Origin of the sequence: Enterobacter cloacae complex sp. SHL022, assembly GCF_049237785.1 — a bacterium.
Taxonomy (GTDB): Bacteria; Pseudomonadota; Gammaproteobacteria; order Enterobacterales; family Enterobacteriaceae; genus Enterobacter; species Enterobacter hormaechei_C.
This window is the reverse complement of the sequence record NZ_JBMKJH010000016.1, coordinates 47,331-62,474: the sequence shown is the minus strand read 5'-3', so window position 1 is coordinate 62,474 and position 15,144 is coordinate 47,331. Positions and strand designations below refer to the sequence as shown.

The 15,144-nt window shown below is 52.1% G+C and carries 19 protein-coding genes; all 19 read right to left on the bottom strand.

Translation table 11 applies throughout. The annotated features are described in order from the left end of the window. A partial coding sequence (locus ACOTZD_RS22280; protein WP_421636369.1) for a hypothetical protein occupies window positions 1–626 on the bottom strand: 626 nt, incomplete at its 3' end. Then, a complete protein-coding gene (locus ACOTZD_RS22275; protein ID WP_022651029.1) occupies window positions 627–941 on the bottom strand; it encodes a hypothetical protein in 315 nt (104 codons plus the stop codon). A gap of 43 nt (window positions 942–984) precedes the next feature. Next, on the bottom strand, window positions 985–4,530 hold the full coding sequence (locus ACOTZD_RS22270; RefSeq protein WP_174402416.1) for a host specificity protein J: 3,546 nt from the start codon (window positions 4,528–4,530) through the stop codon (window positions 985–987). A 52-nt stretch (window positions 4,531–4,582) separates the two neighbouring features. Continuing rightward, window positions 4,583–5,212, bottom strand: a complete 630-nt coding sequence (locus ACOTZD_RS22265) for a tail assembly protein (RefSeq protein ID WP_045349467.1) — start codon at window positions 5,210–5,212, stop codon at window positions 4,583–4,585. A 78-nt stretch (window positions 5,213–5,290) separates the two neighbouring features. Further along, window positions 5,291–5,788 carry a type II toxin-antitoxin system death-on-curing family toxin gene (locus tag ACOTZD_RS22260; protein ID WP_069595784.1) on the bottom strand — a complete coding sequence of 166 codons (498 nt, stop codon included), beginning with the start codon at window positions 5,786–5,788 and terminating at the stop codon, window positions 5,291–5,293. A 10-nt stretch (window positions 5,789–5,798) separates the two neighbouring features. Beyond that, a complete protein-coding gene (locus ACOTZD_RS22255; RefSeq protein ID WP_025759425.1) occupies window positions 5,799–5,978 on the bottom strand; it encodes a hypothetical protein in 180 nt (59 codons plus the stop codon). A gap of 392 nt (window positions 5,979–6,370) precedes the next feature. Beyond that, a complete protein-coding gene (locus ACOTZD_RS22250) occupies window positions 6,371–7,090 on the bottom strand; it encodes a C40 family peptidase (RefSeq protein ID WP_121478698.1) in 720 nt (239 codons plus the stop codon). Between the two features lies 1 nt (window position 7,091). Then, window positions 7,092–7,847: a phage minor tail protein L gene (locus tag ACOTZD_RS22245; RefSeq protein ID WP_121478697.1), complete on the bottom strand. Its 756-nt coding sequence runs from the start codon at window positions 7,845–7,847 to the stop codon at window positions 7,092–7,094. Further along, window positions 7,844–8,191 (bottom strand): phage tail protein, encoded by a 348-nt coding sequence (locus ACOTZD_RS22240; protein ID WP_121478696.1) that lies wholly within the window; start codon window positions 8,189–8,191, stop codon window positions 7,844–7,846. Before ACOTZD_RS22240 ends, ACOTZD_RS22245 begins: the two co-directional genes overlap by 4 nt. A gap of 56 nt (window positions 8,192–8,247) precedes the next feature. Continuing rightward, window positions 8,248–8,601 carry a hypothetical protein gene (locus ACOTZD_RS22235; RefSeq protein WP_020690998.1) on the bottom strand — a complete coding sequence of 118 codons (354 nt, stop codon included), beginning with the start codon at window positions 8,599–8,601 and terminating at the stop codon, window positions 8,248–8,250. A 76-nt stretch (window positions 8,602–8,677) separates the two neighbouring features. Next, window positions 8,678–11,590, bottom strand: a complete 2,913-nt coding sequence (locus ACOTZD_RS22230) for a phage tail tape measure protein (protein ID WP_126490776.1) — start codon at window positions 11,588–11,590, stop codon at window positions 8,678–8,680. Beyond that, a complete protein-coding gene (locus ACOTZD_RS22225; protein WP_045911865.1) occupies window positions 11,587–11,850 on the bottom strand; it encodes a DUF1799 domain-containing protein in 264 nt (87 codons plus the stop codon). Before ACOTZD_RS22225 ends, ACOTZD_RS22230 begins: the two co-directional genes overlap by 4 nt. Before the next feature lie 47 nt (window positions 11,851–11,897). After that, window positions 11,898–12,209 (bottom strand): phage tail assembly chaperone, encoded by a 312-nt coding sequence (locus ACOTZD_RS22220; RefSeq protein ID WP_022651271.1) that lies wholly within the window; start codon window positions 12,207–12,209, stop codon window positions 11,898–11,900. A 61-nt stretch (window positions 12,210–12,270) separates the two neighbouring features. Then, complete coding sequence (locus tag ACOTZD_RS22215; RefSeq protein WP_045911866.1) at window positions 12,271–12,942, bottom strand: phage tail protein; 672 nt, start codon at window positions 12,940–12,942, stop codon at window positions 12,271–12,273. Window positions 12,943–12,999: 57 nt separating this feature from the next. Continuing rightward, the gene (locus ACOTZD_RS22210) at window positions 13,000–13,410 is read right to left on the bottom strand and encodes a DUF4128 domain-containing protein (RefSeq protein ID WP_045911867.1); all 411 of its coding nucleotides are present in this window, start codon (window positions 13,408–13,410) and stop codon (window positions 13,000–13,002) included. Further along, on the bottom strand, window positions 13,407–13,991 hold the full coding sequence (locus ACOTZD_RS22205) for a hypothetical protein (protein WP_045911868.1): 585 nt from the start codon (window positions 13,989–13,991) through the stop codon (window positions 13,407–13,409). Before ACOTZD_RS22205 ends, ACOTZD_RS22210 begins: the two co-directional genes overlap by 4 nt. A gap of 1 nt (window position 13,992) precedes the next feature. Beyond that, entirely contained in the window at window positions 13,993–14,343 is a 351-nt protein-coding gene (locus tag ACOTZD_RS22200) for a hypothetical protein (RefSeq protein ID WP_045343118.1), read from the bottom strand. A 1-nt stretch (window position 14,344) separates the two neighbouring features. Next, window positions 14,345–14,827, bottom strand: a complete 483-nt coding sequence (locus tag ACOTZD_RS22195) for a DnaT-like ssDNA-binding protein (protein ID WP_045343117.1) — start codon at window positions 14,825–14,827, stop codon at window positions 14,345–14,347. A 36-nt stretch (window positions 14,828–14,863) separates the two neighbouring features. Next, on the bottom strand, window positions 14,864–15,142 hold the full coding sequence (locus ACOTZD_RS22190) for an Ig-like domain-containing protein (RefSeq protein ID WP_198922624.1): 279 nt from the start codon (window positions 15,140–15,142) through the stop codon (window positions 14,864–14,866). Window positions 15,143–15,144 lie beyond the last annotated feature (2 nt).

Genomic DNA, 15,144 nt, shown 5'->3' with positions numbered 1-15,144 from the left:
TTCGAATACGCGACGTTTTGAAGGTTGCCGCCGGGGGTTGTCTGCGGTCTGGCGAATATCCGCGTATTGCTTCCCTCAAGTTTTGCCATGCTCTTGTATATGGCCATGTATGGCTGCGGCTGACCGCCAGCCGATATAACCCCGGTAATTAGCCCCAGCATGGCAGGCATACAGGCCCACTTCCCCGCCAGAGTTGTATTGATGTTGTATCCTGAGCTGGCATCCACCCCGGCGGTACCGAGGATGACAACATCGCTCAGCGTGCGCGTTTCGTTTGTTAAAATCAGCGTCCCTGATGCATCCCACACAGCCAGCCCGTAGTCTGGCTTTGTCTGCGGGAAAATAGAGAAAAAATAAACGTACGCTGTGCCGGTTGCATTCGGTCTGAGAAAATCAATCGTGATGGTGTTCCCGCTTATCGTCTGGGTGATTTCGACCTCAACCGTGCAATGAACGAAGGCGACAACAGGCTGACCTGCGGGGAATGTGTGCGTCACTTTGGTATTGAACCCCGATGTTCCCTGAAGTGCCGCTGTCTTTCGCGCCTGAAGAGCGATTGGCGAGCTGTTCGCGGTCACCCATACTTCCCCGCTCGTGGTCGTCAGTAAAACGCCATACTCCGCCATTTATGCCCTCTCGATCTGGAAAATGAGATAAGCCGCTGCCGCAGGCTCAGTCCCTGCTGAGTAGTCGGTATCGCCTACTGCTGACACTGTTGCTGTTCCCCCCGAAATGGTGATCTTCCTCCGACTCGTTCCAAACTGATCGCCGTTCATGCTCTGAAAATAGGTCAGCCTGCAACCCGGTGGAAGCGCTACGGTGTAAGAGCCTGTTTTCTGGTTCTGGGCCAGCTGGAGATAGCCACAAACGCTGACAGGCTTAACACCATAGTTATTTACATTGCCTGAGGCGTCCCATGTCTGAACACCATATTCCGCCATCCAGTCCTCCTGAAAAAAAAGAGGCCCCGTAAGAAGCCTCCCGTTACCATGTTCCCGTGATTCTCCCGATCTGCACCCTCAACACATTCCTGGAGTCCCGCACGCTGATTGTCTGGTTTGTCTGTTTCATGGACCCCTCACCAGCTGTCGAACCGAAGTTCTCAAACGTACCGCCCTTATCCAGCCTCCACCCGACTGAGCCAGCAACATAGTTATTGGACTGGATGTAGTTGCCGATCTTGGCGTTGCTGATGGTGCCATCACCTATCAGTGCGTCTCTGATGAACACCTGCCCGTTCTGAATAACGAACGGAAGCGTAACGGTCGCTCCGGCCTGGTGAGTAACGGCGAAGCGGTCAGCCAGGAAGATAACCTGCGACTGCATGCCGGACGGCGTATTCTCCACGCCGATCCCCATCCCTGCCGCGTAAAGCTGACCATTGCTGGATAACCCGACCTTAATGCTGTACATCGCCTTCAGGTCGCCGTTGACGTTCGCAATGGCCTGCGCGTTGGTGGTGATCGCTGAAGTGTGCCCGTTCACCGTCGCCGTGATGCTGTTTACCTGCGTGGCCATAGCCTGCTGGTAATCGGAGAACGTCTGGTTCAGGCTGTTGATGGATGCCTTGTTGCCGTTAACGTCCGTCTGCAGGATCAGCAGCGAGCGCGCCGTTGCCTCCCTGTCGTTGACAATCACTTCATCAATGCGGTCCAGATTCGCGCTGTTACCGGCGACGGATGCAGACAGCGTTTTGCGCGCGGCCACCTGCGCCAGGTTGCCCTGAATAATCGCGATAGCGAAGTTCTTCACTCCCCCCGTCATGCCGTCCACAGACACGCTGATATTATCGATACGCTGACCCAGTGCGGTATCGGCCGTCGCCACTGTCTGCTCAAGCTCGCTCAGAGAAGAAGACACATCTCCGACCGTGCTCGACAGGTTTGTAACGCTGGTCTGAACCTTCCCGATATCCTGGGCGTTTTTGGCGATTTCCTGCGCCTGTTGCGCCAGTTCGTCGTTGGCCTGTTTGATGTCGTCAGCCATGCCAGCAATTTTTTCATTGCTGTCTACCGCGTTCTCGATCAGGTCATTGAATGTATCGGAGCCTTTCATGTCCTCCAGAATGGCATCGGTGATATCGGATACATCAATGCTGGCCTGTCCGCGCACAAAGTCAGTGTACCCTGATTCGTTTCCGCTGCGGTCAACCAGCTGCGCGCGGTACCAGAAAATTTGCCCTGCCTTAAGGCCCATCTGCTGATACTTGCGCTGCGGATAGGGTACGTCTGCCAGAAGCATCGCATCGTCTTCCGTCCCGGTCAGGCTGTACTGAATTTCCGTCTTCAGCGTGTCGTCGGTGTTCGCCGGGAATCCCCAGCTCAGCTCAATACCGAAAATCACATTATCAGAAGCGATGAAGCCGACCGGTTTCGGCGGATTGCCCACTTTACCCGTCAGCGTTTTCTCTTCTGAATAGCCCCACCCGGAAGAAATTTCTGCGGCATTGATGGCGCGCACCCGTACCAGATAACGCCCGGCATAAATTCCAGGAACGTCGAATGACGTGGTGGAACTGCGCGGCACGTTAACCCAGTTCCCGTCGTTGCGGCGCCATTGCGCTTCATAGGCGATAGCGTTCTGCGCCTGGTCCCAGCTCACGCGCATTGTTTCGACGCTGATATTCTGCTGCACTACTGAAAACGAACTGATTACGATGTTGTCTGGTGGTGACTGATTGCCAGGCGGGATCACGCTCACCGGCCGCTGGTCAATGATGGCTCCGGTATCGATTCGGGCATATTTATCCGGATCATGATTTGCACCGACGATTGTGAACGTGCCGTCATTATTATCAGTTACCGTAATAACGCGATACTGCTGTGCATAGAGTTCATCAGACTCTATGACCCACACGGCCTGAGTCACAGGTGTTTCGCTGTAAGCAGTCGTAACGGTTACTTTATTGCCCGTTATCGAATGGATGGTGCGTGACTGCGCAACCCCTGATGGCAGATTGATAATCATCCTGTCGCCCGAAGATGCATCTGGCGCCCTGTCCAGCGTCAAAATACGACCATTCACCGCTGAAACACGGCCGCCAAGGTCACGTCCGGAAAGATTTCGGTCGGCTACAGCAATTACATAGCCAGGCTGTGGGATGTTACCGTCTTCCCCTACATTGAAAGTAACAACGCGATCTTTGTTGTTGGTGAGGATCCCCCATCGCCCTTTTCGGTTCGCCTCCGATTGCCGGGTACAACCAATAGCTGTTATCTCAAGTTGATTAAAACCATAACGCGAAACCAGCGCCTGTTCAAAAACAGGTTCCATCGCATCAGAATAGGCGTTATCGGGATCAGACCAGGATACGAGCGCATTGGTATAACGGTTCTTTGTGGTGCTGCTGGAATAGGTAAACCGGCCATCGATAACGTTCGCATGCGTGTATGTAAAATCAACATCCCTCGGCATGTCCGCCAGCGCCACAATCTGGTCGTCGCCCCAGTAGGTCATCCCGCGGAAGATAGCAGCAAAATCACGCAGGACCGTATAAGCGTCGTTGCGTTCCTGAATGTAGACGTTGCAGGTATAACGTGGTTCGGTGCCACTTCCGCCTTTGCCATCCGGCACCATCTGATCGCAATACTGTGCAACCTGGTAAAGTGTCCATTTGTCTATGTTCGCTGTTGTGAGACGATCCCCAAGCCCGAAACGGTCGCTAACCACCAGGTCGTAGAATATCCACGCGGGGTTATCAGTCCAGGCCCATTTGAATGTCCCAAGCCACGTACCGCTATAAGTTCTTGTTTCCGGATCGTAAGTATCCGGTACGCGGATGACACGTCCACGTGGTTCACAGGCGATTTGTGGAATAGAGCCATTGAACTGGCTGGAATCAAACTCGATGTACAATAGAGCTGTGTTTGGATAGCGCAGTTTGGCATCGATGACCTCTGTATAACTTTGAAGCGTCATCGTGTCGCCGATTTTGGCACTATTTGCGTCAGCGGTAATCTTGCGCAGTCTGATGGTCCAGGTACTGCCAGCTTTCGGTAAATCGATACGATGGCTGCGTTCATAACCTGATGTGGTTTTCCCGGTCACATTAGTATCAAGGACCTGTTGCCAGCTACCACCGTCCATCTGAAGCTCCACCACATAGTTGATGGAGTACCCTACTAAATCCCCGTTATCCTGCTGTTTGAAAAGAGATGGCCACTTCAGGCGCAGGCGAACCGCCGAAAGCTGCGTATTGGTGAAGGTATGCGTCCAGGCTGTTTCGCTGGATATTTCGGTACCGACGCTGATTTCATTTTCTGTGCCAGGTATCCCCTGAATGTAATCCTGAGCCTGTGTCCCTGGGCGAAACTCCCACACGACACCGCTGAAGTTCTCGGAACCATCAGCGTTTTGTAAAGGTGTGCCGTCAAGATAGATATCCCTCGCAGTCAGCCCACCAGCAAACTCCCCTTCACCGAGAACCATCAGTATTTTCGCTTTCGCAACGGACTGGAGATCATCGGGCTGCTCGACGGGAGTGCGGGAACTCGAGCTGCCGCCTTTACGTCCGGTAATTGTTTTAGCCATATCGCGCCCATAAAAAAAGCCACCCGAAGGTGGCCTGATTGACAAATATTTGTTATTGCTGGTCTTCTACGTAAATCCCGGCAGAAGCAACAGCGCCGCCGATTCGCCGCTTACCATAGAGAATGGGGACAGGGTTTCCCTGCGAGGTTGTGTTCGTCACTCCACCAAATGCATAGCTGGCGCGGTTATCTGCTGATTGCTTGCTGGCTAGCCCGGTAGTCTGTGGAGAAAGCATCTGGACTACGCCGCCGATCGCCATTGATGCCCCAATCCCCGCCACAGCTCCCCATCCACCAGCAAAAGCAGTCCCACCAATCCCGATCGCGGCCCCTCCCGTGACGAACGCAGCAACAGCGACAAGGGCAACCCCGAGGATTGTCTGAAAAACCCCGGCTCGCTTACTGCCGATGATCACCGGCGCGATGCGGATTTCCTCTGTGCTCCTGTCCATACTGAGCTCATCGTTTACGAGGTTTCGTTTCCCGCTGAATACCGCATAAGTTAAACCTCGTTGCTTACTGGTATTCAGGAAACGCTCAAAACCCGGCACGATAACGCTCAGGGCGCGGATGGCCTCTTTTGGTGAAGCTACTGATAAACGATATTCACGCCCGAAGGTGGCGCCCAGCACGCCATAAAGCCGGACGGTTCTGAGCGGTTCTTTATCGAGTGAAATTGCCATATTTACCCCATAAAAAAACCCGCCGAAGCGGGTTATATTATTCAGTATTAGTCAGCAAAAAACCGCCTCTCAGCGGATTCATTTGTTCGATATGATTCGGATGTAGTGTGAGGTTGCCACGAGAGCCTGTAGCGAATTTCCGCCAGTTGCACATAACGTTCTTGAATCGTACTCTCGAGACCAGTGACACAACCAATTTTCCAAGTCATCCACTGAATAATCCTTACGAGCCAACCCCTCAGCGATGGTTACGACCTCATCACTGGGTGCTGTAAGCTCATATCCATTCAGCAACAGAAATACGTAACCAGCCATCATGGCAGTGCGTTTGTTTGCATTTGCGAATGGATGATTCTGGATCAGGCTTTCAATTAGAACAGCAGACAGACGAAACATATCGTCTGTCTGCTCATAATATCGAATGGTACTTGGTCGTGACTGTGAAGAGCTGAGGTTATTCGGATTCAGGACGCCTATTGGTTCATTTGGCGTCTGAGTCTCGATCAGAGACCTGTTGATGTAAACGATATCGTCAATGGAAAGATAATTGACTCCCTCAACATACTCTATCGTCATCCGTTTCTACTCAGACCTTTGAAAGTTCTTCCATCGCCTTCTCGTAACGAGCAAACCCAAACTCAAAGGCGTTTTTAACTTGACCAGTATGTGAACATGTTTCGCTGATCGCTGCACGAGGTTTCGCCACCGTGGATTTGTCACGAGGCGGAATGTACAAGCGATCTGCCTTTTTTAATGCGTGACCCATGATTATCACCCTCATGCACGTTTGGCAGTGCTTTCTTAAATTGTAGGATGTAAACACACCCAAAGATTTCATGACCACTTCGAGTGGTTGAGGACAATTTAATACCATTCGTCATATTTGAGCAATGGGCCCATGTCTGAAGATAGATGCAAGTTCGACGAAATTTATCGCGGCCACTTTGCAAGTTAACCATCTTTTCGCAGAATTTACCCCTCAGGTAATAGTAAACTATTGCCACGTTCTCAGGAGATAGGCGGTGCCTATGAGCCGTCCTGAGCTTTCAAGAATGGCATAAATAGCACTTTTTGCACAAAATGTATGGCTTGGTTGGAATGCAGAACAACAAAGATTGCTGTAGTATTTCGCCCCCTCTGAATGGAGATGCTCAGATTTTAACCGCACCCTAATAAAATTTTATGTCTGAGTATCTTCATGGTCCTTTCCATCCAGTATCCGCCATAAGGTACGCGCTGGCTCAGATGTCCATAAAGGTGATGCAGTAGCATGTTGCCTTCCAGCAGAATCCCCGCATGATTCCACTTATCAGCCTGAACCTGCATGATCACCATATCGCTAGGTTTCGGCGGCCCGTCGAATTCACGGAATCCGCACTCGTACCAGCAATCCTGATAGAAGTTGTCCGGATAGTCGTTTTCCCACCAGGGATAATCGACCCGGTAATCGTGAAGCTCTATCCCGTACGTTTGCCGGTAATAGCTCATCACCAGCCCCCAGCAGTCAAAGTGACCAAGCACAAACGGGCGCTCGAGCAGCGGCAGTTCTCCACGCGGCTGGATGGTCCTTAAATCCCCCTCCGGCCAGCTCACGATATGCCAGGGTAAAAGCGTTGAGTCGCATTGCGCTTTATCCAGTTCGCTCGGCTGCGTAGTGGCGTCAGGGTGGCTGTGAACGATGGCGATCACCGTACCCCAGTCCTCAGCAACTGCGTAATCTTCCGGGCAGAGGACAAAATTTTCCTCCGGTGCCGCGGCAAGGTTCCGGCAAGGGAAATAACGTTCAACACGGCTTTTTTGCGCCACGACACCACAACACTCACGAGGATATTCAGCGGCTGCATGCGCCATAATCGCATCAATGGTTTTCTGACGCATATTAGCTCCTGATTAGTGAAGTACCCGGGAAACCACCGAACGGCAGTTCTTCATTCTCTCCGAAGCGAAGTTTGCACGCCGTGAGCGTGCCGTTACAGACATCAAGCGAGGGATCATCGACAGGATTATTATTGTTATCGAAGTATCTGGTTCCGGCATAATCGCAACCGTCACCGGTTCGGTACTTATTGCGCATGCACCAGGTGCACAGGGAATGAAGCTGGCGCGTGGGGATCATCTTACCCTGCAAAGACATCGGGCTATCGAGTACGAATTCGATACTTTCGCCCGGAATTTCGCTGCTTTTGCCATCGATGTAAAAAACTCGTTTTCTGACCTGTTGCGGATCAGCTGTTGCGTTACCAGCGAGGAAGTTCTTCGCATCTAGATAATGTGAATAAGTGTCATGGATAGTAACTTTGGCCTGTAGCATATCGTCATAAGCAAGGCACAGCGCTGTAATCTTGCTATCGATATCTGCAACCGTGAGCGTTGGCTGGGCGCTGTTGCCGTCTGTGGAGGCTTCAAGCCCTTCAATTTGATACGGCCAGGCGGCATATTCTTCCCCCTGCCACCAGATACTTTTCGCCTTCAGCTTTGATTCATCACCGCCAGCAGCGGCGATTTCTTCTTCCGTGTGCGGGAGGTTGTACGCGTGAAATCGCAGTACATCATCCACGCCGAACGTAGAGCCATCAACTTCGATAAGCCGGACTTTATTGCCGGGCTCAAGGCTTTGATAGTCTGCTGTGATCATGGTGCGTACGCCTGTTTGAATGTTGCGGAAATAGTCAGAACGTTGCTGGATAAGGGCTGTGACTTGATTGATTCGGCCTCAATCCGGTAGAGACCAGTTTCGCCAACTGGAGATGTCCAGATAAATGCCTTTGTGACGTGAGAACGAAAGAATTTAAGGGCCTGAAGCATGTCCGTTTTTTTGCCCGTGAGCGTGACAGGCCATGACTGTTTTTCAGGGTTAATGCCTTCCCCGGCGATCTGCTCATAGCCGTCGCCAAAGGTTGCAGAGCGGGTTTTATGGCTAAACGTTCCCTCCATTCCCGCCTGTATCTGCGTCCGCCAGGTGAACGTTTCCAGGGCCATGTTTGCTCCATAAAAAAAGCCACCCGAAGGTGGCTTGTGACAGTATGAGAAGAAGATTAGCGGGTTTCACAACCAAGCTGAGACTTGTCGATAATCTGCGTGCCTTCAACACGGTAACCATATGTGCCGAACAGAAATGCGTGGTTTAATTGATAAATAACAACATCGCTTAAGCCTACGGAACACTTATCTTTTTCAATAGCCCGATCCATTGCAGTTTTAACGCTTGGAATGCCCAGCGGGAAAATAACAATTGGAGCTTTGTCTTCACCAGTCACACGTTGACCTTTTTCAAACTTAGCTGCATTCAGGTTGTAATTTTTGGTACTACCAACGGTCATATCAGCAACACGAACAGTACAGCCAGACAACATTAAAGCCCCAAGAGCTAAGGCCACTACCTTCTTCATTGTACGTTTCCTTTAATTGCAATCGGAAACATCTTAACACAATGAATAATATGATCAAAAAAAACACCGAAGCGTCTTATCTTGATTTTGTTGCATTCCATATAAGGCCGCCAGGCTGAAGTTGTTTCGCAATACCTGCCCGAACAGATTGATCGATAGTCTGCTTGTAAGCACGTGAAATAGCGTCGTTACTCCCGGAAGATTGCTGCTGGTTGCCCTGGTTCTGTACCACCACGGAAGTTTGGACATTAACGCCGCCAGCACCTGATGTTCGTAGCCCATACATTGGCGCAGTACCAACATACCCGCCGTTTGCATAGCCCTGAGCACCTCGCATCAAAGCGTAAAGGTTGCCAACACCCAGCGCACTGGTTGCCTCCTTGGTGAATACGAATTCGCCACCATGCACCACGCCTTTTGGCTGATACTTTCCTCCATCCCCCGTGTAGCCGCCAGTATCAAATTCCGGAACTGCGCCACCATCAGAAAATCCAAAAAATGAACCAAATGAGGTCCCACCAAAGGCAGACTTCATTCCGTTGACCAGCGCCAACTGTGTCAGCATCTGGGCAGTTCCTTTCAAAAAGGTTGTCAGGAAATCTGAGAAGTTAGCTTTTCCAGTAGTAAAGAAGTCCGTTAGAGTGCTGGCCATGCCGGCGAACGCATTACTGGTGAGCGTCTGCACTTGGGAGTAAACATTGGTTGCGGAGTCCTCAAATTCAGCCCAGCCCTTTTTCGCGCCGGTCAACCAGTCGCCACGCAACCTGTCCTCTGCGGCATAGTAATTATTCGCCGCTTTGAGCTGCTTCTGATAACCAACGTCCTCCAGAGAACCGCCGGCGTTCACCCAACCTGCGGCAAGCTGACTTTTCGCGAGTTCACGCTGAGCTAACCGCTCGCTCATTCCAGCTCCACCAACCAAAGCAGCCTGTTTCTCAGCCATCTGCGTAACATATTTCTGAGAGGTATCCATTCGCTTGTTCAGCTGTTCCTGTGCGGTAATCTGATCACCCAACAGGGCTTTCTGCCGTGCCAACTGAAGCACCTGGTCTTTACTCGCCAGCAGGGATTGTTCCTGCTTCGTCAGTGAACGTGAACGCGAGGCTTCTTCCAGCACCTGAAATTTCGCCTCAGTGGTCCACAGATCTTTGCGCTGCTGGCTGATAGTGTCGTTCAGCCCTTTATACTGCTGAAGAGCACGCAACTGCGCCTGAAGCGCCAGCAATTCGGCCTGAGCAGTGTCAGTACTGCGGTCGCCAGCCGACACAGTGCCTTGTTTTCCTGTTTTCGTTTTTTTGCCAAACGAAGCGACTGTCTGCCGATCCTTCTCAGTGGTCGCGGAGCTTATCTTGCGGGATGTATCGAGGTACTTGCCTGCGCTAATGTCAGCTGCGTCCCAGTCCTTTTTCAGCTGAGATACGCTGTTACCATAAGCGCCGGCCATTTGTTCGTTATAGTCCTGCCATCCTTGCAAAGTATCAGTTTTCGCCCAGTCAGGAACGAGATTAATCGCAGCCGCGATAGAAGAAGAAATAATCTGGTTCAGCTTCTGGAAAACTATCGCGACGCTGTAATAAATTGCGTTAAATTCCTTTAGCGTGTTTGATGCCAGTTCAGCCACCCACTGACCGATGCTCTGCATAGCCTCAGACGCCCATCCCTTGATATCAAGCCACAGGCGGCCAAATGGTGTCAGCGAGTCGTAAGCCTGCTCTCCACGCTCTGCCATCGTGTCGCCAAACAAATCCATAGCTTGAGTAACGGCAGCGGTCTGGTCTTTCTGCTTAACTAAATCGTCAATGTGCTTAAGCTGTGAAACGGTAAGAAAGTTGAATTGCTCATTAAGGTTCTGAAGAGCCTTAACCGGATCCTTTTCAATATCCTTATAAGCCTTGGTAATGTCCTGAGCCGAAACAATACCAGTTTCAACTGCCAGCGCTGTCGCTTTGGTAGCTTTCTCAAGCTGTTGCTGAGACATTGAGCCGATACCAACTAACTCTGTCATCAGACTCTGGACAGTGCCCACCGTAGCCCCGGTTGAAGCAGAGATTGACTGGGAGGATGCCATAATCTGTAGCGCTGACGTACCGGCAATGTTTCCGGTGCGGATGATAGCTTTATTGATTTCGTCATAGGCAGTGAAGTAATCAGATCCTGCCTTCGCGGCAAGGAGAACTGCACCGGCCAGACCACCAATCGCTACACGCGCCGGGGTGACCATGGATAACATCGCTTTTAGCGCGTTCCCCACCCCACCAAAGGAATCACGCAGCTGCCCCCCCTGCTGGATAGCAACCATATAAACCGGCATACCGGAGGCCAGTGAGGTCACAATATCCGTCATTTGCATTGGCAGGTAACGCATGGCATTACGGTACTGCCCCGCACTGATAGCTCCAGATTTCCAGGACTCTTCCTGCTCTTTTAGTCGGGCAATCATTGGCGCAGCGCGGTCCGACACGCCAAGCTGGGCCGCCTTCAGTTCGAGTAACTCTGCACGGGTTTTTCCGATAGCTGCAACCTGGTCCTCAAGTGAGTCGATAAAAGTTTTGCCTGCGGCAGTTGCCCGTTGCGCTGCCTGTGCCTGTTCAATGCGAGCTCGGCCCTCTGCTGTTTCAGATTCCATGACCTGCGCCAGTTTCGCGCGGGTCGTCTCAAGCACGCTGTTGTAACGAGTAAAATCCTCGTCACCCACCAGACCTTTGCTCCGGAATTTAGACAGGCTTTCCTGAATGGTATCCAGCTCGTCCAGCGCCTTGTTAACAGGGCTGATTTTATTCAGCAGGTTTTGCAGTTCCTGCCGTTGCTGTTTCAGGCTTTCGCTGTTTTTTTTCTGGTTGTCGATCCCGGTGCGGAACGTACTGTTCAGGTCATCCGCTTTACCTGCCGCGGCGGACGCAGTCTCCTGAAAGCGATCCAGTGCCTGGTTACCACGCTCCAGCTCAGTGGTATTTACGCGCAGGGAAATCGTGGCGATGTCGTTACTCATTCCGCCCTCTCTTTATGCATAACTTTTAGTGCGGCGCACTCCATGATTCGGATGTCCGAAAGCGCGGTTGCCTCGTCGTCGACGTTGTGCAGGCGCATCACCCAGGGCAGCACGTTGTAATCAAGACCTGATGCGCCTCCCATGCCCGTGCGCCACTGCGTGCTGACAGCCTGAAACACCAGGAATGAAGGCCATACATCTGGCCAGACGTCGATGTATTGATCGTCATAGTCATCCGGCGTAAGCCCATAGGGTGCCAGGTCTGCCGCTGTGGGTTCAGGCGTATAGAATGCAGAGGCAACCGCTATCAGTTTTTTTCGCGCTGCCCCATCAACTCTCGGTAGTAGGTTTCCGGGATTGCCTTCATTGCCGCCGGATAGTTTTCCAGCAGCACCGACAGGTTTTCCGCGTTGAATGCATCGGGAAGTGCCCAGCCAGCAATGATTTCCATCAGAAAATCAGTGGCGGTTTTGCCTTCCATTTTCTCCAGATCCGCCAGTTCTTTGAGTGGCTTGTGATTGAATGTGAATGTCAGCACGCCATCCTCATCGCCAGCGCGCGGGATCGAGACGTTGGCCTTAAAAGTTGGTTTGGGCTGAAGGGTGAATTTAGTCGCCATCGTTGCCTCTTAGTGAAAGAAAGCCTCCATGGAGGAGGCTTAGACTATCGTTATGCCTGGCTTATGCCGCGGCGCCTGTGATTTTGTAGAACGTCATTGCTGGCGATTGCAGGTTCAGCACGACGCTTACCGTTTCGACTTCGTTCACCGCCGTGGTCGGCGTGTCGTCAAAAGATGCCGTGGCCGCCCAGTAACGATTCTCCTTCGCCTTCGGAACGTACATATAAGCCGCCACAGTCTCTTCGTCTTCATCCAGCTGGCGCAGCAACGGATATACCGGGAGACTTGAATCGTGAGCGATCGAGTAAGTCTGAGAGACGGCAGATTTATAGGTATTCAGGTTGCGCTGACGGTCATCGCTGAGGAACTGAATCTGCGTGGTGTTCTGATCACCACCGGATTTCGATACCTCAGTGATTTGTGGCAGTTCGGTCCATTCTTCAATTTTGCGAATAGAGCCGGAACCGCCGCCAGCCGCGTATTTGTTTTTGTTGGTGGTATTGATGTTGCGAAGAGTGACAGCATTCTCCGCAATCGCGTCGATTTTCGCGATAACGTTATCAATACCCGACCAGTTGCAGTTCACGTGAACGATATCACCGACCGCGATATCGTCCGCGGAGCTGACGGTGATCACCGCGTGCTCAGCATTCGTCGCGCCGGTGAAAGTAATGGCTGGGCCGTAGCCCGAGGCCAGATAAACATGAGCGCCGTTAGGCAGTGCGAAGCCCATAATGGTTACTCCTGTGAAATTAGAAAACCGGCACAATGGCCGATGATTTTGACGGGGTCAGTTAATGATGTCGGCCCGGTAGTTCAGGCTGATGGGAATGGTGTAGGAAACAGCTGTCGGGATACCGCGAAAAATTGCTGGCGTGCTGGTGATCCAGCAGGTGAAGTCACTTCCTGCAATTTCCTGCCCCTCAGGGAACAATTCCACTAATCTGCCCGCCAGAGAAACGACTGAGGTACGGCCTAAGCCGGCTGGCGCCACGACATTGATCTGGTACACGCCTGAATAAGTCCGGCAGCGCAATCCGAGATCGATTGTCCGCGGCGTAACGGGCATATCGTGTACGGCCAGGTATATGTCGTTAGCAGGAGGTGTAAACGGCACGTTCTCCCATGCAACTGAAATGCCCTCGGCATCGGCCCAGGTACCCAGTCTGGCGGCCAGTGCAGATGCAATATCAGGAATCACCAGGACACCTCCTTGATAGCTTCCTCAAAGAAGCGTTGAAACTCAGCAGCGGTTATACGGACCATTCCGCCCGGTGCCTGTGTGGAATGCCCCATTTCAAGCGGGTATGCATACGGGACGTTGTTGCAGAAATAAATGGCCTTCATCCCGACTTTGAACAGTGACAGCGTGTAGTTCCCGGCTGCTTTTGTCAGGTCGCCGGTCTTGTCTATTCGTCCCGTTTCATCAGTTGTCGGAGCATCAAACGATACCTGCCAGTTACCGCGAAAGCGTCCGCCCGTATACCCCGGCGGTGCTTTGATATCCATCCCATCCACCACCCGGGCTTTTTTCTTCAGTCGCCCGGTTTTGGTCAGGTTGTCGGGATTTGCCCGCTGCGCCTCGTTATGGTCGTAAACAGCGCGATTATAGGAAACGGCTGTCTGGTTAACTTCCCACAACTCCGGGTTGCCCACTGGGGACATCACCACCAGCTGGTTAAGAATTTTGATTCCGACGGCGCGCACCACTGCTTCCTGATTCGTTTTCGCCTTATTGACGAATGCTGTGATTTCAGCGAGGAATGCCGTGTTCTCTCCCATGCTATGCCCTCAACTGCGCTTTGTAGCAGAGTACCAGCGAGGCAGGTTTTGCCGGGTTGGGTTTGATAACCCGGTGGGCTGTGCCATCAATATCGACTACGTCGCCGATTTTAATTTCCTGCTCTGCCGTAAAAACGATCTGCACGTCGCCGTTAACGATGACCGTTCCATCTATTTCGCCGGGTGCGTATTCCGTTTTAACGCCGATCGCAGTAAACTGAACATCATCCGTTTTATGCTCGACTCCACCGATAACCGTTACTGAACCCTTGCGGGTGACGTTGTATAACGCTCCGTTCTGCCTGAGCATGCGCGTTGTTCTGGCCTGCATACGTAGGTAATCAATCGCCATATCAGACCCTCTCTGCAAATGCATTGATGGCGAAACCTCGACCACCAGCAAGGTCGCCTAACAGCGCCATGACAGCAGGATAGGACGGCGTGAAAACTTCACCATCTGCGACCGCATAGGTCATGGTGACAGCACCTTCCACACGTTCAGTTTTCACAGCGGCTTCGCGCACGCTGGAGAGTAAATCTCCGTCGATTGCCTCTACCGCCAGCATGCACTGCGCGGTTAAAACCTGCCGTGGAACTTCATCCGGCGGGAAATCATGTTCATCCAGAACGACATTCACGCGTGGCCATGCCAGAGCCTGTCTCGGGTCAGCTTTTGAGCCTACCCAGTCCAGCCCCTCCAGGTAATCCATTGCCTTAATCAGCAAAGGTGTGAGCTTGCCAGGCAGTTCAATGCCGCGTATTTCCGCAAATGAGGCAAGATCCTCTTCACTGACGTAGCTGTTGGCATCAGGAGAGGTGATATCGGTATTGATCATCGAATCATCCTGTTTATGGGGCTTTCGCCCCATTCGTTATTCTCCGGCAGGCGCAGTGAAGGTGATCTCATCAGTGGTTTTCGCCACTCCTTCAACCGTGCTGGTTACCGTGAAGGTGCCAGCAACGTCTGATGTGAGTTTCACCGTTGCACCACCAGCAGAGCCGGTTTGAGAACTGGCCGTGCTAAGCGTGCCGCCTGTGGAAGTCCACGCGACGGTTTTACCGGATACACCGGAGCCATTCAGCGTGTACTTAAGAGAAACAGTTACCGCGTCTGTGCTGTCAGCAGTTGCGGAGGTTTTATCCGCTGACAGAG